This window comes from Vibrio sp. Vb1337, assembly GCF_033338715.1.
Lineage (GTDB): Bacteria > Pseudomonadota > Gammaproteobacteria > Enterobacterales > Vibrionaceae > Vibrio > Vibrio alginolyticus.
In genome coordinates, this window is the sequence record NZ_JAWOTD010000002.1 from 182,638 (window position 1) to 207,986 (window position 25,349).

Annotated in this window: 20 protein-coding genes; 12 read left to right on the forward strand and 8 right to left on the reverse strand. The window is 43.8% G+C overall.

Going from position 1 to position 25,349, the window contains the following annotated elements; all coding sequences use genetic code 11:
• Positions 1 to 479: 479 nt before the first annotated feature.
• Positions 480 to 3,653 (forward strand): AAA family ATPase, encoded by a 3,174-nt coding sequence (locus R7E42_RS02575; protein WP_005373448.1) that lies wholly within the window; start codon positions 480 to 482, stop codon positions 3,651 to 3,653.
• Between the two features lie 134 nt (positions 3,654 to 3,787).
• Here R7E42_RS02575 and R7E42_RS02580 read toward each other — a convergent pair whose 3' ends face one another.
• Positions 3,788 to 4,261 carry a DUF1842 domain-containing protein gene (locus R7E42_RS02580; protein ID WP_005373450.1) on the reverse strand — a complete coding sequence of 158 codons (474 nt, stop codon included), beginning with the start codon at positions 4,259 to 4,261 and terminating at the stop codon, positions 3,788 to 3,790.
• Between the two features lie 283 nt (positions 4,262 to 4,544).
• Here R7E42_RS02580 and R7E42_RS02585 point away from each other — a divergent pair, with 283 nt between their 5' ends.
• The 3 genes from R7E42_RS02585 (at position 4,545) to R7E42_RS02595 (ending at position 8,411) form a co-directional block, all read left to right on the forward strand.
• Positions 4,545 to 6,236, forward strand: coding sequence for an FAD-binding oxidoreductase (locus R7E42_RS02585; protein ID WP_005373452.1), 1,692 nt, complete (start codon positions 4,545 to 4,547; stop codon positions 6,234 to 6,236).
• 87 nt (positions 6,237 to 6,323) lie between these two features.
• A complete protein-coding gene (locus R7E42_RS02590; RefSeq protein ID WP_005373454.1) occupies positions 6,324 to 6,650 on the forward strand; it encodes a hypothetical protein in 327 nt (108 codons plus the stop codon).
• 471 nt (positions 6,651 to 7,121) lie between these two features.
• Positions 7,122 to 8,411 carry a linear amide C-N hydrolase gene (locus R7E42_RS02595; protein WP_017635214.1) on the forward strand — a complete coding sequence of 430 codons (1,290 nt, stop codon included), beginning with the start codon at positions 7,122 to 7,124 and terminating at the stop codon, positions 8,409 to 8,411.
• A gap of 146 nt (positions 8,412 to 8,557) precedes the next feature.
• Here R7E42_RS02595 and R7E42_RS02600 read toward each other — a convergent pair whose 3' ends face one another.
• The 5 genes from R7E42_RS02600 to R7E42_RS02620 all read right to left on the reverse strand — a co-directional run bounded on the left by R7E42_RS02600 (position 8,558) and on the right by R7E42_RS02620 (position 14,383).
• Positions 8,558 to 9,601 carry a GMP reductase gene (locus tag R7E42_RS02600; protein ID WP_005373458.1) on the reverse strand — a complete coding sequence of 348 codons (1,044 nt, stop codon included), beginning with the start codon at positions 9,599 to 9,601 and terminating at the stop codon, positions 8,558 to 8,560.
• Between the two features lie 436 nt (positions 9,602 to 10,037).
• On the reverse strand, positions 10,038 to 11,579 hold the full coding sequence (locus R7E42_RS02605; RefSeq protein WP_213874300.1) for an NAD(P)H-hydrate dehydratase: 1,542 nt from the start codon (positions 11,577 to 11,579) through the stop codon (positions 10,038 to 10,040).
• An 86-nt stretch (positions 11,580 to 11,665) separates the two neighbouring features.
• The gene (locus tag R7E42_RS02610; protein ID WP_005373463.1) at positions 11,666 to 12,103 is read right to left on the reverse strand and encodes a PAS domain-containing protein; all 438 of its coding nucleotides are present in this window, start codon (positions 12,101 to 12,103) and stop codon (positions 11,666 to 11,668) included.
• Positions 12,103 to 13,107 carry a response regulator gene (locus R7E42_RS02615; RefSeq protein WP_005373466.1) on the reverse strand — a complete coding sequence of 335 codons (1,005 nt, stop codon included), beginning with the start codon at positions 13,105 to 13,107 and terminating at the stop codon, positions 12,103 to 12,105. Before R7E42_RS02615 ends, R7E42_RS02610 begins: the two co-directional genes overlap by 1 nt.
• Positions 13,108 to 13,474: 367 nt before the next feature.
• Positions 13,475 to 14,383: an aldo/keto reductase family oxidoreductase gene (locus tag R7E42_RS02620; RefSeq protein ID WP_213874301.1), complete on the reverse strand. Its 909-nt coding sequence runs from the start codon at positions 14,381 to 14,383 to the stop codon at positions 13,475 to 13,477.
• A gap of 95 nt (positions 14,384 to 14,478) precedes the next feature.
• Here R7E42_RS02620 and R7E42_RS02625 point away from each other — a divergent pair, with 95 nt between their 5' ends.
• Positions 14,479 to 14,892, forward strand: a complete 414-nt coding sequence (locus tag R7E42_RS02625; RefSeq protein WP_005373470.1) for a helix-turn-helix domain-containing protein — start codon at positions 14,479 to 14,481, stop codon at positions 14,890 to 14,892.
• Here R7E42_RS02625 and R7E42_RS02630 read toward each other — a convergent pair.
• Positions 14,873 to 15,487, reverse strand: coding sequence for a hypothetical protein (locus R7E42_RS02630; protein ID WP_246542532.1), 615 nt, complete (start codon positions 15,485 to 15,487; stop codon positions 14,873 to 14,875). The genes R7E42_RS02625 and R7E42_RS02630 overlap by 20 nt on opposite strands.
• Before the next feature lie 455 nt (positions 15,488 to 15,942).
• Between R7E42_RS02630 and clcA the strand changes: the two genes are divergently transcribed.
• Positions 15,943 to 17,346 carry a H(+)/Cl(-) exchange transporter ClcA gene (gene clcA, locus R7E42_RS02635; RefSeq protein WP_318072315.1) on the forward strand — a complete coding sequence of 468 codons (1,404 nt, stop codon included), beginning with the start codon at positions 15,943 to 15,945 and terminating at the stop codon, positions 17,344 to 17,346.
• A gap of 261 nt (positions 17,347 to 17,607) precedes the next feature.
• The gene (locus R7E42_RS02640; RefSeq protein ID WP_005373475.1) at positions 17,608 to 18,555 is read left to right on the forward strand and encodes a TDT family transporter; all 948 of its coding nucleotides are present in this window, start codon (positions 17,608 to 17,610) and stop codon (positions 18,553 to 18,555) included.
• A 45-nt stretch (positions 18,556 to 18,600) separates the two neighbouring features.
• Here the strand turns inward: R7E42_RS02640 and folE are convergent, their stop codons facing one another.
• Positions 18,601 to 19,254: a GTP cyclohydrolase I FolE gene (gene folE, locus R7E42_RS02645; RefSeq protein ID WP_005373478.1), complete on the reverse strand. Its 654-nt coding sequence runs from the start codon at positions 19,252 to 19,254 to the stop codon at positions 18,601 to 18,603.
• A 287-nt stretch (positions 19,255 to 19,541) separates the two neighbouring features.
• Here folE and moeA point away from each other — a divergent pair, with 287 nt between their 5' ends.
• The 5 genes from moeA to R7E42_RS02670 all read left to right on the forward strand — a co-directional run bounded on the left by moeA (position 19,542) and on the right by R7E42_RS02670 (position 25,296).
• Complete coding sequence (gene moeA, locus R7E42_RS02650) at positions 19,542 to 20,777, forward strand: molybdopterin molybdotransferase MoeA (protein WP_039841169.1); 1,236 nt, start codon at positions 19,542 to 19,544, stop codon at positions 20,775 to 20,777.
• 9 nt (positions 20,778 to 20,786) lie between these two features.
• The gene (moeB, locus tag R7E42_RS02655) at positions 20,787 to 21,536 is read left to right on the forward strand and encodes a molybdopterin-synthase adenylyltransferase MoeB (RefSeq protein WP_053349250.1); all 750 of its coding nucleotides are present in this window, start codon (positions 20,787 to 20,789) and stop codon (positions 21,534 to 21,536) included.
• 176 nt (positions 21,537 to 21,712) lie between these two features.
• Positions 21,713 to 23,818: an LruC domain-containing protein gene (locus tag R7E42_RS02660; RefSeq protein ID WP_318072316.1), complete on the forward strand. Its 2,106-nt coding sequence runs from the start codon at positions 21,713 to 21,715 to the stop codon at positions 23,816 to 23,818.
• A 12-nt stretch (positions 23,819 to 23,830) separates the two neighbouring features.
• A complete protein-coding gene (locus tag R7E42_RS02665) occupies positions 23,831 to 24,325 on the forward strand; it encodes a hypothetical protein (RefSeq protein WP_318072317.1) in 495 nt (164 codons plus the stop codon).
• A gap of 140 nt (positions 24,326 to 24,465) precedes the next feature.
• A complete protein-coding gene (locus R7E42_RS02670; RefSeq protein ID WP_017635204.1) occupies positions 24,466 to 25,296 on the forward strand; it encodes a sulfurtransferase in 831 nt (276 codons plus the stop codon).
• Positions 25,297 to 25,349: the final 53 nt, after the last annotated feature.

Consider the following 25,349-nt stretch of genomic DNA (forward strand, 5'->3'; position numbering starts at 1 on the left):
TTTATAATATTGAAATTAAAATAACTTTTTTCGGCAGTTATTTTGAAATTGCCGATATTTGATTTATAGACTAGAAAAAATCAGTTAGCCAGAATAGAGATAAAAAAAAACACTAAAAATAAGATTGTCAATTTATATCTCTAAAATTAAAGAATTTAATTTTTAAAGTTTAATGAAGTCCAATATAAGTTTAAGGTGTGCAATCTTTTAAAAGATATAAGTTTAAAGATATTTCAAAAAACTTATTAAGAAAAACATGAACTCACAAAAATAAATATCAAAATTATTAATAAAAAAACACCACTAATATAACAATGAATTAAGGTGGTTTGAAGATTAAAATGCCCATTTCATTTTCGTATATAACATTTTAACTACTAGTATTATATATGTGGTGAAATAAGATAAATTTATTCACTCAACATATCCAATCGATTCAGGTTTACTGGGAAAAGCTATACGTTACAACGGAGTGAAATATGGCAAATAGGGATGGAAGAATTCAACTCAACGTATTACGACTCAAAGAACTGAGAAAGAAATTAGGACTGAGCCAAGAAAAACTGGCGGAAGAATGCTTTCAACAGGGTTTTGTCGTATCTATTGCTTCTATAAAGCGAGCAGAGTCTGGGGCGAATGTGCTGTATCGTACCGCATCCAATCTCGCGGAATACTTTTCTGTCCCCGTAGAGGACCTTTTAATAGATCGGGCCTCAGAACCATTATTTACAAATGTATCTTCATCACCACCATATTTTTTTATTTTTGCAATCGAAGCAAAGTGTGATTTGACCGCAAAGGCTCTGCAAACCTTACTTCTCAGCCAAAACACTACACCCATAATACAAAACCGAACGTTTGTTCTTACTTGGTCTTTACAGGAATCGGACGAATATATTTTTGAGCGAATTCGACAACTAGCCCTTCAATTAAAGGTTGCTCTTTCGGCTTCGATTCGGTCTTTTATCAATGTGAAATACATGCATCGAATCACTGAGCTATCGGAACATCCGAATGCGATAACCCCAATCAATGAAATCCTAGTTAAAATCCCTTGGGGAGAAATAGCTGCTTGTCCTTGCTTTATCTCGTCCAATTGTGCCAGACCAATAAAACCTTTTCTAACAGGAGAGCCAGACTTCAACAACTGGCATTTTGTATCCTTACACCAAAACCATACTGACTGTTTCGTAGGGCGTAAACTTGAACTAGAAACATTGAATAGCGGAATCAAGCGATGGCAAAAACAAGAAGCAGGCCAAACGTATTGTATTACTGGTACCGCAGGGATAGGAAAGACCAGCCTACTCAACCAGGTCATTTCGTCTTTGAGTCGTTCTTCGTGTTTAACCACAGAGATTCAAATCCTGAATCATGGCAGTGCTGATCTCTTGTCCCCTCAAAATATATTCACTCGGGCAATTTGTTCATTTACTCGTGAAGATACCGATGATTCTATTCGTCAGCAGACTGTCGAGTCATCAATTCCCTCTTCTTTCCATCTCTGCCTTTATTGGTTAATGGGGGTAACACTCAACGAATCAGAAAAACAGCTGCTGAACTTAATGGAGTTCCAAACGCTGAAACAAACGATAGAGCAATCTATCCCTTTCTTAATTCAACAACGGCAGAGCAGCAAACCGCATTTGATTATTGTTGAAGATGTCCATTGGGCCGACGAGGTAATGTTGGCATTTCTTGAGACACTGCTACCTTATATTACAAACACCAATATTTTACTCTTTCTGACGTTTAGGCAGCAAAAACGACTTAGTTCCAAACAATCTTGGTTTGCCAACGTGAATCTAATCGAACTTAGGGAGTTATCATCTGAAGAGTCTTACGAGTTAGCTTGCTCAATCACATGCCAACAGAATAAACATATCAATGACTGTATAAAGCTTGCGAAAGGCCATCCTCTATACTTACGCCAAACACTACTTTGTTCTCAGTTTGATAAAGACGTTCCGGAGTCATTGGAACATTTAGTTTCGATACAATTAGCTCAACTTCCAGCCCAAGATCGCCAAGCACTCTGTACTGCATCTGTGTTGGGGCAGTACTTTCAACTGGAGCAACTGCGTGAAATCACTCGAATTCCCGGCTACGTACCAGATAAGTTAGTCGACGCTGGCTTAGTAAAACTCAATGGCGATCAATACCTTTTCCATCATGATTTGATTTGTAATGCTGTTTTCCGTCAAATAGACAAGTCACAGTGTTCAAAAATACACATGGCCTGCGCAAAATGGTATGAGAACCGAGATCGGTTCTTATATGCAGTCCATATCAATCATGCCAAGGGCGAAGGTGTATTTACTGTTCTTGACCAGACCGCCAAACATTACCTGAGCAATTATCAATTTGAAAAAGCACTGACTCTTATTGAATACGCTATTAAAGAGTCACCTAAAGCACAGATGGCGTATGCACTAAATATGAAAGGAAACTGCCTGTATTCGATGGGACGCATCAAAGAGAGTATTGAGGTTCTTGAGCAAGCGATTCATCACACAGAAAATGATTCTGAACGTGTTCAATACTATTTAGACCTCATTAACCCCTACCGTTTAACCGACAACTTTGTACAAGCGATGTCGATTTTAGACCAAGCCCAAGCCCTGTGCGAAAAGCTGACGTTAAATAAATCTTTGTGTGAAATTCACTCGATGAGAGGTAATATGCTGTTCCCCACTGGGCAGCTAGACGAATGTGAGAAAGAACATTTACTTGCATTAGATTACAGTCAACGAGCAAACTGTTTTCGCGCGAAAGCAAAATCGCTTGGCGGCCTCGGTGATTGTGCCTACGCACAAGGAAAAATGGCTCGCTCATACGAGCACTTAACCGAGTGTTTGCAACTGTGTGAAGAGCATCAGTTGCTTTCGATTGAAACTGCCAATCGCTACATGCTGGCAACAGTGATGATCTATCAACTGCAATCTGACGAAGCACTAAAACAGGCTCAGCATGCCTCGAATCTTGCCTATCTCACGGCAAACCGCCGAGCAGAAATTGTTTCTAGGCTTACGGCTGCATGGATCTTTCTCGACCGTAATGTCTTGGTGCAAGCTGAAAACGAAATCTCGACCGCTCTACAACTTTCAAAACAGCTTAATGCTCATCGATTTGTCGCTTTTCTTTTGGAGTCCAGTGCAAGATTGCACTGGTATCAGGGAAAAGAGGAGAAAGCCCTTTCGGACATCGACACGGCTCTAGATCTTGTTCATATCAATAAGCTACACAATTTTATTGGTCCTTGGCTCGTATCTACCAAGGCACTTATTTGTGGCGATGAATCAACGGCCCTCTCCGCTTTGCGCACTGGTGAGGCTTGGCTAGAATCTACCTGTGTTGGTCATAACTATTTACGCTTTTACCAACAAGGAATCCAAGTAGCGTGGCAGTATAAGCAGCCTACGCTACTTCGAAAATATCGCGATAAGCTGTCTAACTTCACCCAAGAAGATCCGCATCCATGGGGTGATTTTTATATTGAACAAGCGAATCTGATGCTTGCCTTACTCGACCAGTCCAGCTCCGTCTCTGAGTTGTTAAACTTCAATCAGGCCGCGCGTAAGCATCAACTGAATCAGGCTCAAATAAGTGTTGATGAGCTCGACCATTGGCTCTCCACATCTACTCAACCATGAAATATTCAATAAACGAAGAAAGTCGATTAATTGCACCGTCAAGTCATCGTGTTTACTCGATTTACCTCGTCAAACACAGATATTCGAAACCATCGAATATCTGTGTTTTGGCACAGTGTCATCGCTGATGAGATTTATGCTGGCGCAAGATCATTTTGCTCCACCTTAAAGTTCTCGATGCTAGGAACATGCTCAGGCAAAAGTAGAGTAACGCGTTGATTTGCTGCTTCAATCCATTTACCTGAACTATTTTTATATCGATAGAATGCCACGCCTGATTTCCAATCATCATTAAGTAGGAGGTTGAGCGTTACGTTATGAAGATCAGCTCCTAAAGGAGCAATGCCTAGATAAGGCTGGTAGCCCTGCAACGTCACCATGATATGACAATCACGCATCGTGCATTGATAGTTGAAACTACCATTGAGATCAGACACCACATTTAACGGTGGGTTAACGGCCTGAAAGATATGTCCTTTACCCACTATTGATTTGTCTTCGCTGGCCACGAGTAGATTAACATCGAAGCTCACTCCTCCAGGTAAGCCGTTACCAATTTGATAATGAGCAGTAAAAATTGCTTGTGATTCTTTTGAGTCCATTTTCATTGTGTTCTCCAACTGAATTTATTGTCGTTAGTGACCCATTCAATGTAGATAACACGTCATTCTGGTTCAGTATCAATTTAGGCTCAGATCTACTTGACTACATAAATTATCCACGGTCACGCAGATGCCGATCGTTCTTTTCATCAACCAGATATTGTTGCTCTCTCGCTGATGCTTTTGGCGATTTGTACAGAACAACTGATACCAAACTGATATGGTGAATGTATGCATTTGGTTTAATATTTGAACAACTATTCAATACATAAGCCAAATGGAAAAAATAATGGAACATGAATGGATGCAGGGAACTAAAGAAAACCAAGTGGTAGAACAGCACCCTAACCCTCAAATACAACGCCTCGCTGTACTTAGCGCGTACTCAATCTCAGTCAATAATGCCAAACTGTTTATTCAGAAAATGGATAAGTGCGGTTTTCCTAAAGAACGATTACTGACACCTCTTGAAAACACGGTTTCACCGGTTCCCGGTTTGAACCAATATCAAGTCGAGTCACTCATCTTCAATACTCGCTATCAACACCAACCCTTTGTCATTGTCATGTGCGAAAGTACGCAAGAAGTTCAGCAAGCCTATCTAACAGCAACTCAATTCAATCTCCCGATTCGTGTTCGCTCAGGAGGGCATGATCACGCAGGTGAATGCAGTGGTGACAACGTCATTTTGATTGACGTGAGCAGAATTAAGACCTTCCAATTGTGTGACAATATTGCCACCATTGGTGCTGGCTATCGCTTCTATCAACTGACACCAAAACTTGCAGAGCATGATCGAATGATTGCACATGGAACCTGTGCCACAGTTGGGTTGACTGGCTATATTCAAGGCGGAGGATGGGGCCCTTGGACGCGAAAATACGGCATGTGTTGTGAGCACCTAGTGAGTGCAACCGTGGTATTGGGTGATGGTACGATCACAGAAGTCTCAGCAGAGTCCAACCCTCACCTATTTTGGGCACTAAGAGGCGGCGGAGGCATGAGCTATGGCATTGTTACCGAGCTACGCGTAAAAACATTCCCTTTACCCAAAGAGATCCACCGCTTCGAGCTTCAGTGGAACCTCTATCCAAAAATCAACGGTATGCTTCAGCCAATACCAACGCACCCTACCATAGATGTGCTAAAAAATTGGGAGCAGGCTATAAAAAGCCTCGATACGCCTAAACTTCTTGGCACCAACTTGCAAATTGATGCTCTGCCTGAATCATCTAACCACTGTGATATTGAAACCATCAGCCATCACTGCACCATGTATGGCTACTGGGAAGGAACAGAACAAGATCTTCACCAATTTATAGCCGTTCAATTTGGCGCTTGCTTCCCTGATTTAGTTCAAGTCTATGAAGCACATGGCACTGACTTTGACGGGAAGAAATACGATCACTCCCTGATGAGCACATGGGGGCGCGATTCTTTGTGTCAAAACGGTTCTCCTTTCCCTCCCGATTATGACGCCCCAGCACCTCACAAAATCACTTCGCGATTGGTGTCAGAGCGAGGTCTTAAACCAGAAGGCTATACTGCACTTTTGCAAAGCTTAACTTCACCTTTGATAAAGCCAGAAAACCGCGATCAAGGGCTATTTAGTTACGTAACCTTAGGGGCGATCACTGGCGGTTTTTATCATCACTCAGACGACCTTGAAGACATATCTTTCCCCTACCGCCAGTGTCAATATACAGTCCAATACCAAACCTGGTGGAATGAAGAGATAAAGCAAAAACTAGAACTACAAAATAACCCAGTACTTGTTGATGTAAACAGAGCCATGGACTGGATTGATAAAGCCAGAGAAGCTGATATACCGGGAACCTATGGTGCCTTCATCAGCTTTAAAGATCCGGCAATTCCGACAAGCGTTTATTTTGATCGAAGCTACCGCGACTTAATCGGTATAAAAGAAAAATACGCTAAGGATAAGTTTAATCACCTTAGAACTAATAAGACCATCATTTAACATCAATATGCATCTTAAAAAGCATATATTAACAGAACGTCATTTGGCCGTTCTATCACGTATAGAAATTAAAAAAGAGGAAAAATTATGACAACTAAGGGTTCATTTTACGTTAAAAATAACTCCAACGATAAAATCACCGGATATGTGAGATTTAAAGACTCTCCGGAAATGGAGGTTCATTTCGACTTGAATATTGGCGAACAATCTGAATCTGCTAGTTTTGAATCCGGTGCCGCTACCCATGACTCCTGGTATTACAGTTTCAAAAAGGCAGGTAAAACCTATACTGGGGACAAGTCCTGTGCATACTATGCAAAAGATGAAAATAAAGGCCCCGTCGTTGTAGAAATCTTTAATGATAATTTAAAAATATCTCCACCACTTAGCGGTTCTTGTGAGAAAACTTTATAGCTGCTCACCTGATTCATCACTTCGCCCGAGACAGTTGCACAACTTCTCGGGCAGTTTCATTTCTCGGTATTTGGATTGAAGACTCTCCCCATTTTCAATCACAATCTGAAATTGTTAACTTTATGTTCTCACTTTATATCACCACTGCAAGATAATCGAATAAATACAAATCACTTTTAAAATAAACTTTAAATCTAGAGTAACCAAGATTGAAAAAATAAATATATTATTAATTTCTAAGATCAAAGAGTTTTACTTAATACATCACTTTTTATTTTAACTCTATCAACTGATACTAAACTGCTACTGACGTTTTTTGATTGAATGCTTAACTTAATAGCATGCGCTTATCTCAATGGCTAAAACCATTACTAAAGCGCAATTCATCTATATCCACGTAATCTCTAAGCATTTGATTCAGAGGGTTTCTTGGATATTCATCATTCAAGATAAACAACGGAAAGCATGGCTATGTGTACAGATGTTAATATCAATTATGGTTGCAACAACCAAACCTTATCCGCTAGAACCATGGAGTTTGCAGTTAACCTTCAGACCGAGATTTGGTTTAGAGCCCAACAAACTTACCAAATTACGACCTTTACTTCCGACGGAAAAGCCGACCGTGTTTTCAATGGTCAGCCGCCAAAACGTCACAGTAAAGAATGTGAGTTTCGAGCAAATTGGCAGGGAGAGTTGAGCTTCATACACTGCAATGCCATTACCCGGTATAATAACCCTCTTTTAACAGCTGATGGCATTAATGAATCTGGCCTTTCTGTTGGGTCACTGTACTTGCCCATTCTCAATCAAAATGTATCGACCTCTCACATCCCTGATGATGCCTTTGCATTAGGCAGCGGCCTGTTTGGTACTTTTATCTTGTCTACGTTTAATACTGTGGACGAGATGGTGACCTACTTCACCACCCACCCCGTTTACGTGTTTAACTCGACTATTTCAACTGGTGAAACAGAGAGTGACAACATGGCTTTGGACCAGCATTTCGTGATTCACGATGCAAATAATGACAGTGCCGTCATTGAGTTTCTTAACGGTAATATGCATATCTATCGAGCATTCAAAGAAAGCGATATGTTCAGCAAAGAGGAAAATCAGCAAGCACGCTATCAATGTACCGAATACGACTTTGATGATTATAAAGTGGTTGTGGACCACTCCTACGTTGGAGTAATGACTAACTGCCCAAATTACCATTGGCATGTCAATCACCTCTCTTATTTTTCCAATTTGCGCAACTACAACCCAGAACCGAACAATGAAGCAACCATGCAACGTCATGTCCAAGTGCCTGGCCCACTTCAATCAATCAATGGCGCTGGCTTGATGGGTCTACCCGCCGACCCAACACCGCCGTCTCGATTTGTACAAACCTATGCAATTAAGCAGTTAAGCGAACAACCAACTAACTTCGACGAAGCCTTCTCACTCGGACAAAAGCTACTTAATCGCGTTGATATACCTTTGGGCATCATGGCGAATGAGTTTGAGACATCCGATAACCCTGAAGTCTTTTTTAGTGATATTACCCAATGGAGCGTTATTAGACATAACAGTCATCAATCACCCGCGTTCTATCTGCGTACTTACGGAGACATGACTTGGCGAGTCGCTAATGTCAAAGACTATATTGGGTTAAATAGAGACTGTCAGATTTCAAGCGTTTTACAGCTCATGCCAGTTACAACATCATTACCGTTTGAACAAGTCGAATCTCGACCAACTATTAAAATCGCTTAGAGTTAATTTTGAAGCGCAAACAAATGAGAAGCAAAAAGCCAGAGTAAGAAATCAATCTCACTCTGGCTCATAGCTGCATATAGTATAGTTTTATCTGCTATAGATATAACGTATGGTTGCTTTTACACTTGTTACATTCAGTCGATTTACTCTTTACCGAACACGTTGTTCTCTTGTTCTTGAACGCGGATGAATGTAGTACGCTTGGTTAGCTCTTTAAGCTTTGCTGCACCTACGTATGTACATGTTGAGCGAACGCCTCCAAGGATGTCTTGAATAGTGCCGTGAACGCTACCACGGTATGGCAATAATACGGTTTTACCTTCAGCCGCACGGTAGCCAGCGACACCACCTGAGTGCTTATCCATCGCGCTCTTCGACGACATGCCATAGAATTTCATGAACTTCTCGCCGTCTTTCTCGATCACTTCGCCGCCTGACTCTTCGTGACCCGCTAGCATCCCGCCTAGCATTACGAAGTCCGCGCCACCACCGAATGCTTTCGCTACGTCACCCGCACAAGAACAGCCACCGTCACCGACGATCATGCCACCAAGGCCGTGCGCTGCATCGCCACACTCGATGATTGCAGAAAGCTGCGGGTAACCAACACCCGTTTTTACACGAGTTGTACATACAGAGCCTGGGCCGATACCCACTTTAACGATGTCTGCACCAGCTAGGATTAGCTCTTCACACATATCACCAGTAACCACGTTGCCTGCAGAAATGACCTTGTCTGGGAACTCAGCTCGCACGCGTTCAACATACTCGACCAAATGCTCTGAGTAACCATTTGCAATGTCGATACAAATGAAAATAAATTCATCTGAAAGCGCCATGATGTCTTTGGTTTTTTGGAAGTCTGCGTCAGATGTTCCCGTAGACACCATAACGTTATTCATGGTTACTTTATCTGCTGATTTAGCAAACTCAGCCCAATCTTCTACCGTGTAATGTTTGTGAACAGCGGTCATTACACCATGCTCAGCCAGCGCTTTAGCCATTGCAAAGCTACCAACCGAATCCATGTTTGCTGCGATTACTGGCACACCAGACCATTGACGACCACTATGCTTGAATGTAAAATCGCGGGTTAAATTTACTTGAGAACGGCTCTTAAGGGTAGAACGTTTCGGGCGAAACAGTACATCTTTAAAACCTAACTTAAGTTCTTGTTCGATACGCATTGTGTAATTCCTTGATTCATATGTATATGTGTCATCTCAGAGTGCGTAGTGATTTCGTTGGCAGACGAGTTCACTGTTCTTCGGACACAAAAAAACCGGAGCGTTGGCAGACGCTCCGGTTTTCAGCATTATAGGCTGTGATTTATTTCCTACAAGTCTGATATTTGAATTTTTTTTGTGATACCATCTTGATAATCGCATATCAAAAACGCTCCCCAAGTCATCAAAACCTCTTATTATTTATATCTATCAACAACTTGAGAAAGCACTTAAGTTAACCCATTGCGCAAACCTTTGCGTCATATCTTAAAAATTAAAACGCATCACCTCTCAAATCTGCCTAAAACTCAATCACCTAATACTAAGATGCCCTGCTAATTCGTAAAAAAGTACTCAAAAAAATCGACCAATTTTCTCAACAATGTATGAAATCTAATTAATTTCGATAGAGTTCTTGGGTGATAGCGGTACGAAGAGTGCTAACGACATCACTTGCCAAAAGACCAATTTGACCATTCTGACTCACGTTTATATCAGCAGCATGACTGTGAAGTACCACACCTAAACGTGCGGCAACAGAAATTGGTAAACCTTTGGCTAGTAATGCACCAATGACTCCAGATAACACATCTCCCATTCCCCCCGTCGCCATTCCGGCGTTACCCGCTAGACAGACGTACATTCTCGTTCCATCGTAAACAAGCGTCCCCGCGCCTTTTAAAACCACTACACCGCCATAACGCTCTTGCAGTTGTCTTGCAGCAGAGTATCGGTCACTTTCTATTTGTTGAATGGTTACATTTAGTAGTCGAGCTGCCTCTCCAGGATGCGGTGTGATCACTCGATGGTTGTCGTACACCAGAGTGCCATCGCATCGCTGGCTCAGCATCGCTAGAATATTGAGGCCATCAGCATCAACAACTTTAGGTTTCTGCTCTTGAGCCAGATATTGATAGGCTTGATAAGCCCACTCATCATCTCCAAAGCCAGGACCAAACACGAATACGTCAGCCCAGCGTATGCGTTTAGTTAAGTCGTTCTCAGTATCCCTGAGCAAGTCAGCGGTGATGCTCTGGCTCATTACTTCTGGGCAACCAACCTGCAGTGGAATAAGGCTACTCGTGTGAGTAATTGCGGCAGTTAAACCCGCTCCGGCTCTAATCGCAGCGGAGGAACATAAACGAATCGCTCCAGACATCCCTTGGTTGCCACCAACACAAAGCAACTTCCCGTTGTCACCTTTATGGACCGTTGGATTTGGCTTGGGCATTAATCTTGAAACAACCTGATGATCAATACCTAATGCACTTTCTACTTCGATAGTATCAAACTTAGTATTGACACCTAAACCACAAAAGTAGAGCTCGCCAACGCGATCTCTCGCTTGTCCAGTGCATAAGCCTTGCTTAACCCCAATGAAGGTTACAGTATGCTCGGCACGAATAGCATCACCTAAAACTGCACCTGTATTAGCACACAGACCAGAAGGAACGTCGACTGCAATCACAGGGGTATGAATTTGATTAATTTGGTCAATATAGCGACGATACTCCGAACGAACCTCACCGCTTAAACCAGTACCTAACATGGCATCAATGATCACATCTGCCTCTAACAATGCGGTATTCCATTCATCCCAATCATTGTTAACACCGTCGATTGACTGCCAATCTTGGTATGCGCGCAAAGCATCACCTTTTAGCGCAGATACATCACCAATTTGGAAAACATGTACATTGAGTTGAGCTTGTTTCGCAAGAGATGCAAATACGTAACCATCGCCACCGTTATTCCCTTTACCGCAAATCACTAAGATATTTTTTGATTTAGGATACAGATGTAAAAAGCGCTCATACACGGCCATACCAGCGCGTTGCATTAAGCTATACATAGAAACACCAGCCATTTGCGCAGCCAGCGTTTCACCGTTTTTTACTTGCTCTGCGGTGTAGAGTTTTAGGGCGAGATTAAAGTCCATGTTCACGTTCTACGCATTGGGAAACACAATTATAAGTATACAAAAAAGCCAAGGCGGACCTTGGCTTTTGAGAAAGTTTTTTATCGCTATTGATTCTGAGACATCAGAGCTTCAGCCGTCGCATCTTGTATAGACAAAAACAACGAGTTGATTTTTCCAGTCGGTGTGCGCATTGGGTTCAACGTAACATTCTGGTACATAAACTCCGCTTGCTGCGTGACTGGTCGAACATTGCGACAGCAAAATAAGTAAGGTCGTTGTCGCCATGTGATGAAGCTGCGACAGCCTAGGTCATACACTGGTTTTGTTTTTAATTTAAACCACTCCTGTGGGATTTCAGGGAAGATATCAAATATAGAACGACCTATCGCATCATGAGACTGCAAACCACTGTGATGAGTCATAAACCCATTCCAGACCTGTACATTGTAATCTCGATCAATGACCACTAAGCCCATGTCAACGTTTTGTACCATATCCACCATCCAATGGAATTGTTCAAACTCTGCTGGCATATTCAACATTAGAACTCCTCCATTAGATAAGACAGTTTGTTATCAAGCAGCGGCAAGGATTCGTCCACAAACATAAACAACAAGTCACAACGAATCGACGTTCCTTCAATGTTGTAGCTCACTTCGAATGTCATCGTGCGGCTGAATGCTCCAGTTGTAGATTCAATGATCGAGTCAATTGAGATATGCTGACCAAGGAGTACTGGTGGACTTTGGAAGAATCGGACTTCAGACTGCTCGCCTAAACCATTTAAGAACGACCCCACCAAAATATTAGAAATATCCATTAGCAGCTCAAGCTCTTCTAGCTCTTCGCTGTCTGCTGGTACTTTCATCAACTTTTTGAGATCAGATACGCTTGAGTCACTCAAGATCACTAGCGCTTCGCCAGCAATACCTTCGCCACAAAATCCCTGACAAACACCCGATACGTTGTCATGCGACGCCAAGTCGCGTAGGGCCATGTGAAGTTCGCTCACTTCAAAGATATTGACGTTCGGCAGAGGTAGTTGCACAAACACATCAAAGTGACGCGCCAATGCATCGGCTGCTCGACCAATTGAAACGTTAGCCACTTCCATGTAAATATCGCGACGACGTAAAATCGGTAACTCAATAGAGACAGGCGTGATAATTTGAGGACGAGGTTCTGGCTCGACCAACTCTTTAAGCGCCTTCTTGAGTTCATCTTTGGCGATCGGTTTTTGAATAAACGCTTTTGCACCCAGTGCGAACACGCGCTCTTTCGCTTTAGGTTGGATATCCCCCGACACAACAACCACCGGAGTTTTATCCCCCAACCGTTGCATGTGCTCTAGTGTTTCAAAGCCATCCATTTCTGGCATGGTCAAATCAAGAAACATCAATTTAAACTCGTTTTTTTCGAGTTCTTCTAGCGCGTTTTTTCCGTGGATAGCAAACGTAATATCGGCATTCAATGTGGCTGGTAGTGATCTCGCCATCTGCTTGCGTGCTAACGCTGAATCATCACAGATGAGTACGGGAAAAGACATTCAATCACCTTTTTATATTCCACAATCTGCGCCGGAGTCTAACAGATTGTTACAGCATGTAATACGAGAAAACTGACGAGTTTTTTATTTCTTTATTATTCAATAAGCATACGCAATATGAATGAATGAGTGAACAAAATGACTAAAAAGCAAGCATCACATTCGCTGTTTAGTGACATAAAACAAACATGGGTAAAACTCCTCCACCCAAAGTAAGCAAAAAGTTGCAGCTAACATCCAAAGCCCATTTTTGCTCGAATTTCATTCTTTCCATTTCCATAATGGGTAAACAGTAACGCGCTAAAACTAAAAAGGCACCCTGCTAGAGGATGCCTTTAATAACAATTTCATCGATAAGATATCAATTCTATGGCACACCATGACCTTTAGAAGCCACCCATACGCGATACCATTGCTCTCGAGTAAGTTCGATGTTCAATGCATTAACTGCAGTTTGCACACGCTCGATTTTACCAGAGCCAATGATTGGAATAGGGTTAGATGGCAAACGACGTACCCAGGCATAAATTACTTGGTCAATACTCGCTGCGCCCACTTCTTCACGAATTGCTTCTAATTCGTTACGGACACGAACAGCTTGCTCACTGTCACCACTAAAAATTGAACCTCCACCGAGGCAAGACCAAGCCATTGGTCGCGTACGCAACATTTGCATTTGGTCAAGCGTTCCATCGTGAGCAACCTCAAAGTTAAGTGGGTTGATTTCCACTTGGTTAGTAACCAACGGCTTACCTAAGCGAGATTGCAGCAGTTCAAACTGGCGTGGAGTGAAGTTAGACACGCCAAAGTGCTTCACTTTGCCGACTTTGTGAAGCTCAGAAAATGCTTCTGCAACCTCGTCCGCATCCATTAACACGTCAGGACGATGAATTAAAAGTACGTCGATTTCATCCACATTCAAACGTTTTAGCGAGTTATTCACCGATTGGTAGATATGTGCTGAGCTCGTGTCGTAGTGATTGATCTTACGCTCTGGCGTTTTATCGCCACACAAATTGATGTCGCATTTCGTCACGATCTGAATTTGCTCACGAACACTCTTGTCTAAAGCTAACGCTTCACCAAACAACGCCTCACACTCGTAATTACCGTAGATGTCGGCGTGATCGACTGTCGTAATGCCTAACTCAATGTGTTGCTTAAGAAATGACAAACGCTCTTGAGCCGTCATTCCCCACTCAACTGCACGCCAATATCCTTGAACCAGCTCTGAGAACTCTGGGCCTTTTGGTGCAGTTACTACTTTTGCAACCATGGGTTTTCTCCTTCAATTGATCTGCATTCATCGTAGTCTTGTTTTCGTACCGGCTCAACGGGTAAACTTTCGCAATTCGAACTGGAGTACGAAATATGTCTTTTGCCCAACGCCTAGCCACCCTGATCGGAGAAGAAAGCATCAGCGGGTTCGCTCGACGCGTCGATGTGTCTGAAGCTTTAATACGCAAATACCTTAAAGGCAGTGAACCTAGCCTAACTAAAGCAAATCAAATTGCAATGCGCGCCAATTGCTCTCTTGAATGGTTAGCAACGGGATGTGGTTATTTATATCGCCGTGCTGAAGTCGTGGATATGGATGCGTACAAACTTGCCTTTCAACACGTTATGAATCAGCCGTTGTCAGACGATGCAGAAGAGATACACCGCAAGCTAATCGCAGGCTATCAATACCTGCGCGCTCACAAAAAATCGGATGGTTTTTTGGATGAGTCTGCAATGGCGACCTTCCTATCTCTCCATAAAGAATCTAAAAACGAGTCACTTTGACCTCGATAATTTCGCCATCACTGCGCAATTGCACATTTAAGGACGGTGATGGCGTCAGAAACTCGTCCGGTTTTACCCAAAGCAAACTTCGAATCGCTTCTTGCGGATAGCGGTTCATCAACAAAATAACTTCTTTATCGACAAGCTCGGAAGATTTCTTTTCCAGAGCTTCAACGACATCATAGTGTTCTTGTCCGATAGTAACTCTGCGTAAAACTAACCCATCCTTTCTTAAGTTGAGAAGTAAGTCATTCAGACGCTGCCACTCGTATTCAGTGAGAAACGAGAACTGAGCACTTTCTCTTCTCAAAACCACTTCACCATACAAGTGCTGCTGGTAGTACGAAAAATCATCCAAACAAAAAGCGCTGATAAACGTTGAGTTGTCTCGCAACTGCACTTCGCAGCCATACCAGCTTCCACTTTTTTCTATACGTTCTTTTAGATTGGAATATGGCATTGCTGACAACGTGTCTTGCCACCAGCTCGGCGTTGAAAGTGCCGGAAACGTTACCGAACAACAACATAAAGAAAGTAAGAGTCGAAGATAAAAGCGCATGCACTGCTCTAGTTGGTTGACATCGAACCAAGACATTACTAACTGCAAGAAAATGTTCAAGAGAAAAATAGTGGCAGGTGGTGATGAAAGTTATAACGCAGAAATTAAGAAGGCGCACATGTGCGTGCGCCTCTACCTCGTTACTCAATCGTGAGTGTGCGAATCGGCGATGTCTATTGATGCATCCCGAACATAAAACGAGGACTTACCGTAGGGTTTGAATCCATCCAAATTGTGTGTAAAACCTCACATCCCTCCTTCTGAAGCAGTCATGTTGCTTTACATTTAAAGCATGGTTCATTTTTCTCAAAAAACAAGTTTTTTACCCTAAATTATGAGAGCAATAGCACAATCTGAGTGAATGAATAATATCGCGACACTTCAAACACTCAATAGTGAAAAGCTAAATTGCATCTTTATTGATTAGGTCTAGACTCTGCGAAGCGTATACTTTCTTTCGTCCCTTCCCCCAGCAACAGGAGAGCTTGTTAATGACCAAACGCGAGAGAATTGTGAAATCTGTGTTGGCGCACGTACCGAAAGATGCGATTAACCAGTTTGTCTCTCGAGGGTCAACACCATTTTCTGTTCTCATTATGGCCGCCATTGTGGGTACGTTGGCTGGTTTTGTCGGTACGTATTTCGAGCTTGCCGTTCATTTCGTTTCTGAAACACGAACAGAATGGTTAAGAAGCGAAATTGGTAATGTTCTACCGTTGTGGCTGGCAGCGGTTCTCATTAGCGCACTTTTAGCTTTTATTGGCTATTTTCTTGTGCACCGCTTTGCGCCAGAAGCGGCAGGTTCTGGTATTCCTGAAATCGAAGGGGCAATGGATAATATTCGTCCAGTGCGCTGGTGGCGAGTTCTACCAGTAAAATTCTTCGGCGGCATGGGCGCACTTGGCTCAGGTATGGTGCTGGGTCGTGAAGGCCCAACCGTTCAAATGGGTGGTGCTGTAGGTCGAATGGTGACCGATATATTCCGGGTAAAGGATGACGATACCCGCCACTCCCTGCTCGCTTCTGGTGCTGCTGGCGGTTTGGCTGCGGCTTTTAATGCCCCACTCGCAGGCATTATGTTCGTTGTGGAGGAAATGCGACCTCAGTTTCGCTACTCTTTGATCTCAGTTCGCGCAGTGATCATTTCTGCCATTATGGCGAACATAGTGTTTCGCGCCATCAACGGGCAAGACGCCGTTATCACTATGCCGCAATACCAGTCGCCAGAGCTTCAAACCCTATGGCTGTTTTTATTGCTTGGCGCATTGTTTGGCGTGTTTGGCGTGATCTTCAATAAACTGATTACCGTGGCACAAGACAGTTTTGTCGCAATTCACAAAAACGATCGTAAGCGCTACTTGATTGTGGGTTCGCTACTGGGAGGCGTGTTTGGTTTGCTTCTTTTGTACGTACCCCAACTAACTGGTGGTGGTATCGGCCTTATTCCTGACATTACTAACGGTAACTACTCGGTATCTATTTTAGTTTTGCTTTTCTTTGGTCGCGTAATTACAACCCTGCTCTGTTTTGGTTCTGGTGCGCCGGGAGGCATCTTTGCACCTATGCTTGCTCTGGGAACCTTATTTGGCTATGCGTTCGGAGCAAGTGCTGATGTCTTGCTCCCTGCGCTTGATATCGAGCCTGGTGTATTTGCGATTGCGGGCATGGGTGCCCTGTTTGCTGCAACGGTACGTGCACCGATTACTGGTATTCTGTTAGTGATTGAAATGACGAATAACTACTACTTAATCCTGCCATTGATCATTACTTGTTTGGGCGCTGTGATTATTGCTCAATTGTTGGGTGGACAACCTATTTACAGCCAGTTGCTGCATCGCACAATCAAAAACGAAAAGTTACGCCAGCAGGATCTACCGGAGAATCAATCAACATAACATTCTCTTTGTTATCACTTCGCTCCAGACTATCGAAGGGTTTGGAGCGATAAACTCTGCATTTTTACATCTTTTCCCAAATATTCGATACCAAACTCACAAAATTATCATTCTCTGATATTTGCTCACCACCTTTCATGAGAAACCCCTCTCCATACTTGTTAGTATTCGCTACTTAAATAGAGCATTTCATCCAAATCGTCATGTTTCGTTTCATTCAGGCAAAAATCAAATGGAGTAGATTTGAACTGGAGAAGACTTGTGCAGTTTTATAGTGTCCCGCCGTCTCAAGCCGCGTTGGCACTAGGTATGATAGGTTTAGGGCAAGCTTGGGCACTCTATGTTCCTGAGATTGGTGAACCGATACGCCCATTTTTGGCGTCACTCGGCGCACTTTTACTCGCCCCTGTACTCATAAAATATGCCGCGAATCCACGATTATTCATGGTCGACATTCGTCACCCACTGAGTGGTAGTTTAATGGCACCAATGAGTATGGCGTTACTGATCCTTGCAGATTATCTTGCCGCTGTAGCACCTATCATCGCTTATCCACTTTGGTTTATGGCGCTTTTGCTGCATTTTACTATGATGGTGCTGTTTTTTAGCTTTCAGCTAATGAACTTCAAAATGTCCAATATCGTACCGAGTTGGTTTCTTTATCCGGTGGGGCTAATCAGTAGTTCACTAGCCGGTTCTCAACTAGGTCACAACTTATTCTCCGAAACATTAGCGATGATGTGCATCGGCATTTATTTCTTCATGCTGCCACTCGTGTTGTATCGTTTAGTGTTTTTCGGCTCTCTACCAAGGCGAGCAAGACCGACCCTCGCAATTATGGCCGCGCCGGTAAACTTGTCATTAGCAGCATACTTGGTGAACTTTCCCTTACCTGATCCGATACTGACAGGCGCATTGGCCGGGATCGCCATCACTATGACGTTATTGATCTACTTATGTTACTTCCGCTTACTTCGCTTGAAGTTTCAACCTTCTATCGCGGCAGTAACCTTTCCTTCCGTGATCAGCGCCATCGCAATGCATCGCTTGACCTCTTTTTTCGCCGAATCGCACCCTCACTGGCACTGGCTACACGACTTTGGTTTTCTAGAGCTCAGTATCGCGACTGTATTGGTTGTTTGGGTATCGGCAGGTTACGTCAAAATGTATTGGCCAGAAATCATGAAGTCATTTTCTAAACAAGCATAAAAAAAGGATGGCGTTTGCCATCCTCTTAGAATAGTGCTTGGTTACCTAACGTAAACCGTGCAGAAACTCGGCACGCGTTGCTGGGTTGCTTTTGAAGATACCGCCCAATGCTGTTGTCGTGGTTTCACTGGTTGCATCCATCACACCGCGAGATTTCACGCAGTAGTGTGTTGCGTCAATCGTCACTGCCACATCATCGGACTCAAGCAACGTTTGAAGTGCAACAAGAATTTGCTGAGTCATACGCTCTTGAACTTGTGGACGCTGGGCAAAGAAGCGAACGATACGGTTGATCTTTGACAGGCCAATGATCTTGCCACGTGGAATGTAAGCCACAGCCGCCTTGCCATCAATGGTCACAAGGTGGTGTTCACAAGTACTGGTCACTGTAATGTCCTTCACGCGAACCATCTCGCTCACGTTCATCTTGTTTTCAATCACCGTGATTTTTGGGAAGTTGGAGTAATCCAGACCAGAGAAGATTTCGTCAACGTACATCTTAGCAATGCGGTGAGGGGTTTCTTCTAGGCTATCGTCGGTAAGGTCAAGTTGAAGCAGACCTAAGATCTCACGCATGTGGTGTTCGATCTTCTCTTTCTTCTCTTCACGACTTACGTTGTTTGGACGCATTGGCGTTTCCAAACCGCGTTGCTCTAGCGCTTCTTTTACTAACTTCGCTGACTCGCTAAGACCTGACATTCCACTTCCTCTTTTGTTTTACTTCAGCCTTCGTACAAACCCAATCAAAATTGCATTCATACTTTTCGCTTTGAGTTGCTCAGTTCGTGTCTTTACACCAAGTCACATCAGATGAAGGTACTGAGCTGATTTTCTTGAGCTCCGCAGGTTTTTTACCCCTTTTGGATGGCTGACAAGGATACTCGGATTTTTGAATAATTACACCCATATTTTATAGGTGGACATTCTTACTCAGTCCCCTTTTATGGTAAAGTTGCCACAAAACAAAAGAACACAGGATTTTCTCAATGGGCTGCTGCGACGCACCTGGCTTGATGCCAATTGAAGAAGCGATGGACAAAATGCTATCGCGAATCAAACCTATCCAAACAACGCTTTCTCTTCCACTTGCTGACGCACTCGGTTTTGTACTGGCAGAAGACATTTTGTCTCCTATTCACGTACCACCATTTGATAACTCAGCAATGGATGGCTACGCTATTCGCATTCAAGATCTTGAGTCATCTTCTGTATTGCCTCTGGCAGGTAAATCATTTGCAGGACAACCTTTTGAAGGTGAATGGCCTCAAGGTACCTGTGTTCGCATCATGACTGGCGCAAAAATCCCACAGGGTTGTGATGCCGTTATCATGCAAGAAAACACTGAAGTAACAGATGCTGGCATTCAGTTCAACCAAACCGACGTGAAGCCACAAAACAACATCCGCCCAACAGGTGACGACATCAAACAAGGCGACATCGTACTGGCAAAAGGTGCACGTTTGACACCTCGCGATATTCCGATGATTGCGTCGCTTGGTGTTAGCCATGTGACAGTAGTACGTAAGCCAAAAGTTGCTTTCTTCTCTACTGGTGATGAACTTAAACCACTGGGCGAACCGCTAGACGAAGGTCAGATCTACGACAGCAACCGTTACGGTATTAAACCACTTATCGAGAACTTCGGTTGTGAAGCCGTTGATCTTGGTATCATTCCAGATTGCCCAGAGACTCTGAAAGCAACCTTTGAACAAGCGCAAACATTGGCAGATGTGGTTGTGACCTCAGGCGGTGTTAGTGTGGGCGAAGCGGATTACACCAAAGACATTCTTGAAGAGCTTGGTGAAATCGGTTTCTGGAAGTTAGCAATCAAGCCGGGTAAACCTTTCGCATTTGGTAAGCTAAGTACAGCTTGGTTCTGTGGGCTGCCGGGTAACCCTGTTTCTGCAGTTCTTACTATGTACGTGCTTGTTCAACCAATGCTGGCAAAACTTGCAGGCCATACAGAATGGAAAGCACCCGAATCTATTCCAGCAACAACCAAAACCGCCTTTAAGAAAGCGCCAGGTCGTACCGATTACCAACGTGGTATCTATACATTGGAAGATGGCAAGTTTGTCGTTGAAACAACCGGTAACCAAAGCTCTGGTGCATTCCGCTCAATGAGCCTAGCGAACTGTTTTGTTGTCTTGGAACGTGAACGCGGCCGAGTTGAAGTGGGCGAAACGGTTCAGATTCAACTATTCAACTCAACCCTTTACTAGGAAGACGTTGTGGATATTCTTTCCGATCAGGAAATGTTGCGTTACAACCGCCAAATCATTCTTCGTCAGTTTGACTTTGAAGGACAAGAAGCACTCAAACAAGCATCGGTATTGATGCTTGGTGCTGGCGGTTTAGGCTGCGCATCAAGCCAATATTTGGCGACTGCTGGTGTCGGTAAAATCACGCTGATTGATGATGATATCGTCGAGTTGTCTAACCTTCAGCGCCAAGTGCTGCACCACGATGCGGATATTGGTCGTAAGAAGGTAGACTCGGCGGCCAATGCACTACGTGAACTTAATCCGCACATTGTCGTAGATACCATCGCAAAACGTCTTGATGATACCGCGTTAGAGAGCCTGATTAAGCAACACACTATTGTTGTCGATGCATCAGATAACGTCGATACGCGCAATCAACTTAACCGCCTATGTTTTGCGACTAAAACACCGCTAATTTCAGGCGCGGCTATTCGTATGGAAGGCCAAGTGAGTGTGTTTACTTACGACGACCCAACTCAACCATGTTACCAGTGCTTAAGTGCCCTCTTCGGCAGCGGTGCGTTAAGTTGTGTCGAAGCCGGAGTCATGGCTCCTGTTGTGGGTATTGTTGGCGCAGTACAAGCGATGGAGACGATCAAAGTGATTGCTGATTACGGCCAACCAAAGAAAGGCAAAATTCTGATTTTGGACGCGCTCAGCATGTCTTGGCGAGAAATGAATCTGATGAAAATGCCAACCTGTCCGGTTTGTAGTTAGTTCTAAACCTCTAATCATTCCCAAAAAGCCCAACTCGATGTTGGGCTTTTTTCTCATTTTGACAATCAGATTTAAAACCCTTCTTCTTACAAATTTTAACTTCATAAAATTCAACAATTTAAAAGTTGGCACATTCCTTTCATTGCATATATCACGAACCAATGAGAGGGCGAATTATGAAAAGGACATCACTACTACTTGGGTCTCTAATAGTTAGCGCTTATGCACAAGCGGCGCCATTTGATACGTGCCCAAGCCAAGCATACCTATTCCAATCAACCCCGGTTCAAATCTATGGCGTCAATTTGGTTACAGGCTCTACGACTCTTTTAGAGGACGACACAGGTTTGGCTTCGGGCATCAACGGTGTAGGCTTTAACTTCACTGACCGTTATATCTACGGCTACGACACCACAAACAAAAAGATTGTTCGTCTTGGTCAAGACTTCCAAGCAGAGACACTTGATGTTTCGGGTCTTCCTACCGACCACACGTTTTACGTAGGTGACGTTTACAACCACGTCTACTACTTGTACCGCAAAGGCAAAGGACTTTTCTCCATTGACCTTTCTCCGCTCGATTCTGATCCAAATGCGACATTGAGCATCGTGAAAATCAGCTCAACAACGACTGTGAACCTAACCGACTTTGCATTTCATCCAGGTGATGGCTCCCTTTACGGCATCGACAACAACTCTGGTGTGCTATATCAGTTCAACCCATCAAATGGTAGCGCAACTGCGATAGGTGACACAGGTGAGAAAGGCACATTTGGTGCTGGCTACTTCGATGTAAACGGCAACTACTACGTGTCACGTAACCAAGATGGCAAAATCTATCGCGTTGACCTTTCGGAAGGTAACGCAGCCAATATCGCAGCAGGTATCGTTCCTGCGGTTGAGTTTGTATCCAACGGTCCAAGCTCAAGCCAAAATGATGGCGCACGTTGTGCAAATGCTCCGGTGATTAACGAAGACGAGCCAATTGATTTCGGTGATGCTCCAGACAGCTACCACACAACACTTGCGTCAAACGGTCCTCGCCACGAAGTCGACGGTGTAACTTGGCTTGGTTCAGTCGCTCCTGATGGTGATGCCGACGGTCAAGCAAACGACAACTCTGTGGGCACAGCCGATGAAGATGGTGTTGGTTTTGTATCCGCACTTGACCCAGGCTTAAGCTCAATTGTGAATGTGACTGCTTCTACTTCTGGTTACCTATCAGCATGGTTTGACTGGAACCGCGATGGTGACTTTAATGATGAAGGCGAACAAGTCTTTACTGACCAACTACTGTCTGCGGGTAATAATCCCCTACCGTTTGTCGTTTCAACCGCTGCAACGGAAGGGTCTAGCTGGAGCCGATTCCGCTTTAGCCAACAAACCGGATTAAACTACGATGGTGGTTCGACATCTGGTGAGGTGGAAGATTACCCAATTACCATTACTGGTAATGGCTACTCAGTGGAATATTTCCCGAGTGCAGAAGATTACGCCACCGTCGCTTACGAAGATAACTGGCCATACACCGCAGACTACGATATGAACGATGTGGTCGTGAAATTCCGCATCACTGAAACCAGTCTTGCTGGTCATGTTGAGAATATTCAAATTACTGGTGACCTAGCGGCTTACGGCGCAAGTTACAAAAATGGCTTCGCAATCCGACTACCGGGTGTTTTGAGAAGCTCGATTGAAAATGGATTAACGACGCTATCCTTCAATGGTGTAGAACAAGCATCTAATGGCTTGGAAAGTATTTCTGATGAAGCCATTTTCATCATCAGTGAAGACTTAAGCACACACGCGGCGAGCAGCTGTAGCTACTTCCGTACCGAGTCTGGCTGTGATGATAACGTTTCACTCACCTTTACCTTGAATGTGTACTTCACTGAAGGCTCTGACCGTTCAGCAATTCAAGCCATGCCATACGACCCGTTCATCTTTGCAACACCGGGCACTTACCATGGCGATGGTATTACTTTCCAACCAGGGCGTAAGTGGGAAGTTCACTTAGCAGACCAAGCACCAACAGAACAGTTTGATGACCAAAACCTCTTCGGTGTCGGCGTCGATGCAAGTGACCCTGCGCAAGGTGTGTACTTCAAAACAGCAAACAACTTACCTTGGGCACTGTTGATAGTAGAAGATTGGGATTGGCCGCTAGAGCGTGTAGACATGGTCGATGCATACCCTCAATTCCAAACTTGGGCTGAGTCTGGTGGCGAACGAAGCACAGATTGGCACACCGCTCCAACACCTAACAAATGCTACATTCCATAGGGAGATAACATTATGAAAGCACTTATCACAATCATCATGGGATTAGCACTAACGGCTTGTGGCGGTGGCGGCGGAGGTGGTAACAGTACACCACCTTCACCAACCCAAACCACCGTTGCAGAGGAAGACACAACCCAACAGGAAGAAACAACCGTAGAAGAGACTACCGTAACTGTAGAAAATGCAACCATGCAGGGCCTAGTAGTACCGGATGGCTTTAGCTACAACCCAGTGACGGAGGGTACGCTCAATGTAAACATCAGTGGTTTCTCTTCACAACGTGCACACCTAAGCGTGTACAAAGAGTTTGTCGAGAACAGTTCAGGTAACTACGATGCAAAATATCCAAGCAAAGTCGCATCGGTTCCACTCAACAACGGTACAGCAAACGTCGACTTTAATGTTTCTGATAGCCAAGGTAGCCTACTTGTTGAAATTTGGTTCTATGACGGCAGTGACCCAATTCAGAAAGTGATTACTTCTGGAGACAACACTTGGACCATGTAACTAGATAGATTGAAGGCATGGCGAAAGCGACCTTTCATCATAAATCTTCAATCTCAAGCTTAAAAATCGCATCGTTCTTTTGAACATGCGATTTTTTTGTTGTAAAACAGTAAGATTATCCACCTAGCAAACTAAAGACAATGCAAGCACTGATTAGTACTGATGAACTCAATAGCCTTCTCGGCCAACCTAACGTCAAGCTCCTCGACGCTAGTATTGCGTTTCAAATCCCTTCTGAAGGCAAAAAGATTCAAGATAAGTGGATTCCAAATACTTTACGCTTCGATTACGACAATGACTTTTGCTTACCCGGTTCTTCCCTGCCGCATATGATGCCAACAGAAGAAGGCTTCAACCAAAGTGCGCAACAACTCGGTTTGAACAACGAAGATTTGATTGTGGTTTACGACAACTCTGGCACTTTAGCCGCGCCAAGAGCTTGGTGGATGTTCAAAGCTATGGGACATGATAATGTTCGAGTCTTAAACGGCGGCCTTCCCGCTTGGGTTGAAGCCGGATTCCCTGTTGAAAGTACCCTATCGCAACCAAGCGAAGAAGGTAACTTTGCAGGTAAGCTCAACCAAAATGCCTTTTTGAGTGCACAAGATGTTCTTGCTCATTCAACCAATAAAAGTGCCAACATCATCGATGCCAGAGCCAAAGCACGATTCCTTGGTGAAGTGCCTGAGCCACGAGAAGGTCTACGTAGTGGGCACATTCCAAATTCGGTTTGCTTACCGTTTCAAGAACTCTTGACCAACGGTCACATTAAACCAAACTCAGAGTTGCAACAGATATTTAGCGCACTAACGATAGATAGTGACAATTCGATTATTTTTAGTTGCGGTTCCGGTGTAACCGCATGCATTTTATTACTCGCGGCGTATCAAATTGGTCTAGACAATCTGTCGGTGTACGACGGTTCTTGGACCGAATGGGGTGCTGACCACTCTCTACCTATCGAGCGTTAAGACAAGTGTCTGTTTAACAAAGTATCTTACGTTTATCTAAAGATGATGTGTTC

Excerpts from the sequence above, each read along its gene's own strand:
- R7E42_RS02575 (WP_005373448.1), top strand. The coding sequence starts at position 480 with ATGGCAAATAGGGATGGAAGAATTCAACTCAACGTATTACGACTCAAA.
- R7E42_RS02580 (WP_005373450.1), bottom strand. The coding sequence starts at position 4,261 with ATGAAAATGGACTCAAAAGAATCACAAGCAATTTTTACTGCTCATTAT.
- R7E42_RS02585 (WP_005373452.1), top strand. The coding sequence starts at position 4,545 with ATGGAACATGAATGGATGCAGGGAACTAAAGAAAACCAAGTGGTAGAA.
- R7E42_RS02590 (WP_005373454.1), top strand. The coding sequence starts at position 6,324 with ATGACAACTAAGGGTTCATTTTACGTTAAAAATAACTCCAACGATAAA.
- R7E42_RS02595 (WP_017635214.1), top strand. The coding sequence starts at position 7,122 with ATGTGTACAGATGTTAATATCAATTATGGTTGCAACAACCAAACCTTA.
- R7E42_RS02600 (WP_005373458.1), bottom strand. The coding sequence starts at position 9,601 with ATGCGTATCGAACAAGAACTTAAGTTAGGTTTTAAAGATGTACTGTTT.
- R7E42_RS02605 (WP_213874300.1), bottom strand. The coding sequence starts at position 11,579 with ATGGACTTTAATCTCGCCCTAAAACTCTACACCGCAGAGCAAGTAAAA.
- R7E42_RS02610 (WP_005373463.1), bottom strand. The coding sequence starts at position 12,103 with ATGTTGAATATGCCAGCAGAGTTTGAACAATTCCATTGGATGGTGGAT.
- R7E42_RS02615 (WP_005373466.1), bottom strand. The coding sequence starts at position 13,107 with ATGTCTTTTCCCGTACTCATCTGTGATGATTCAGCGTTAGCACGCAAG.
- R7E42_RS02620 (WP_213874301.1), bottom strand. The coding sequence starts at position 14,383 with ATGGTTGCAAAAGTAGTAACTGCACCAAAAGGCCCAGAGTTCTCAGAG.
- R7E42_RS02625 (WP_005373470.1), top strand. The coding sequence starts at position 14,479 with ATGTCTTTTGCCCAACGCCTAGCCACCCTGATCGGAGAAGAAAGCATC.
- R7E42_RS02630 (WP_246542532.1), bottom strand. The coding sequence starts at position 15,487 with ATGTCTTGGTTCGATGTCAACCAACTAGAGCAGTGCATGCGCTTTTAT.
- clcA (WP_318072315.1), top strand. The coding sequence starts at position 15,943 with ATGACCAAACGCGAGAGAATTGTGAAATCTGTGTTGGCGCACGTACCG.
- folE (WP_005373478.1), bottom strand. The coding sequence starts at position 19,254 with ATGTCAGGTCTTAGCGAGTCAGCGAAGTTAGTAAAAGAAGCGCTAGAG.
- moeA (WP_039841169.1), top strand. The coding sequence starts at position 19,542 with ATGGGCTGCTGCGACGCACCTGGCTTGATGCCAATTGAAGAAGCGATG.
- R7E42_RS02660 (WP_318072316.1), top strand. The coding sequence starts at position 21,713 with ATGAAAAGGACATCACTACTACTTGGGTCTCTAATAGTTAGCGCTTAT.
- R7E42_RS02665 (WP_318072317.1), top strand. The coding sequence starts at position 23,831 with ATGAAAGCACTTATCACAATCATCATGGGATTAGCACTAACGGCTTGT.
- R7E42_RS02670 (WP_017635204.1), top strand. The coding sequence starts at position 24,466 with ATGCAAGCACTGATTAGTACTGATGAACTCAATAGCCTTCTCGGCCAA.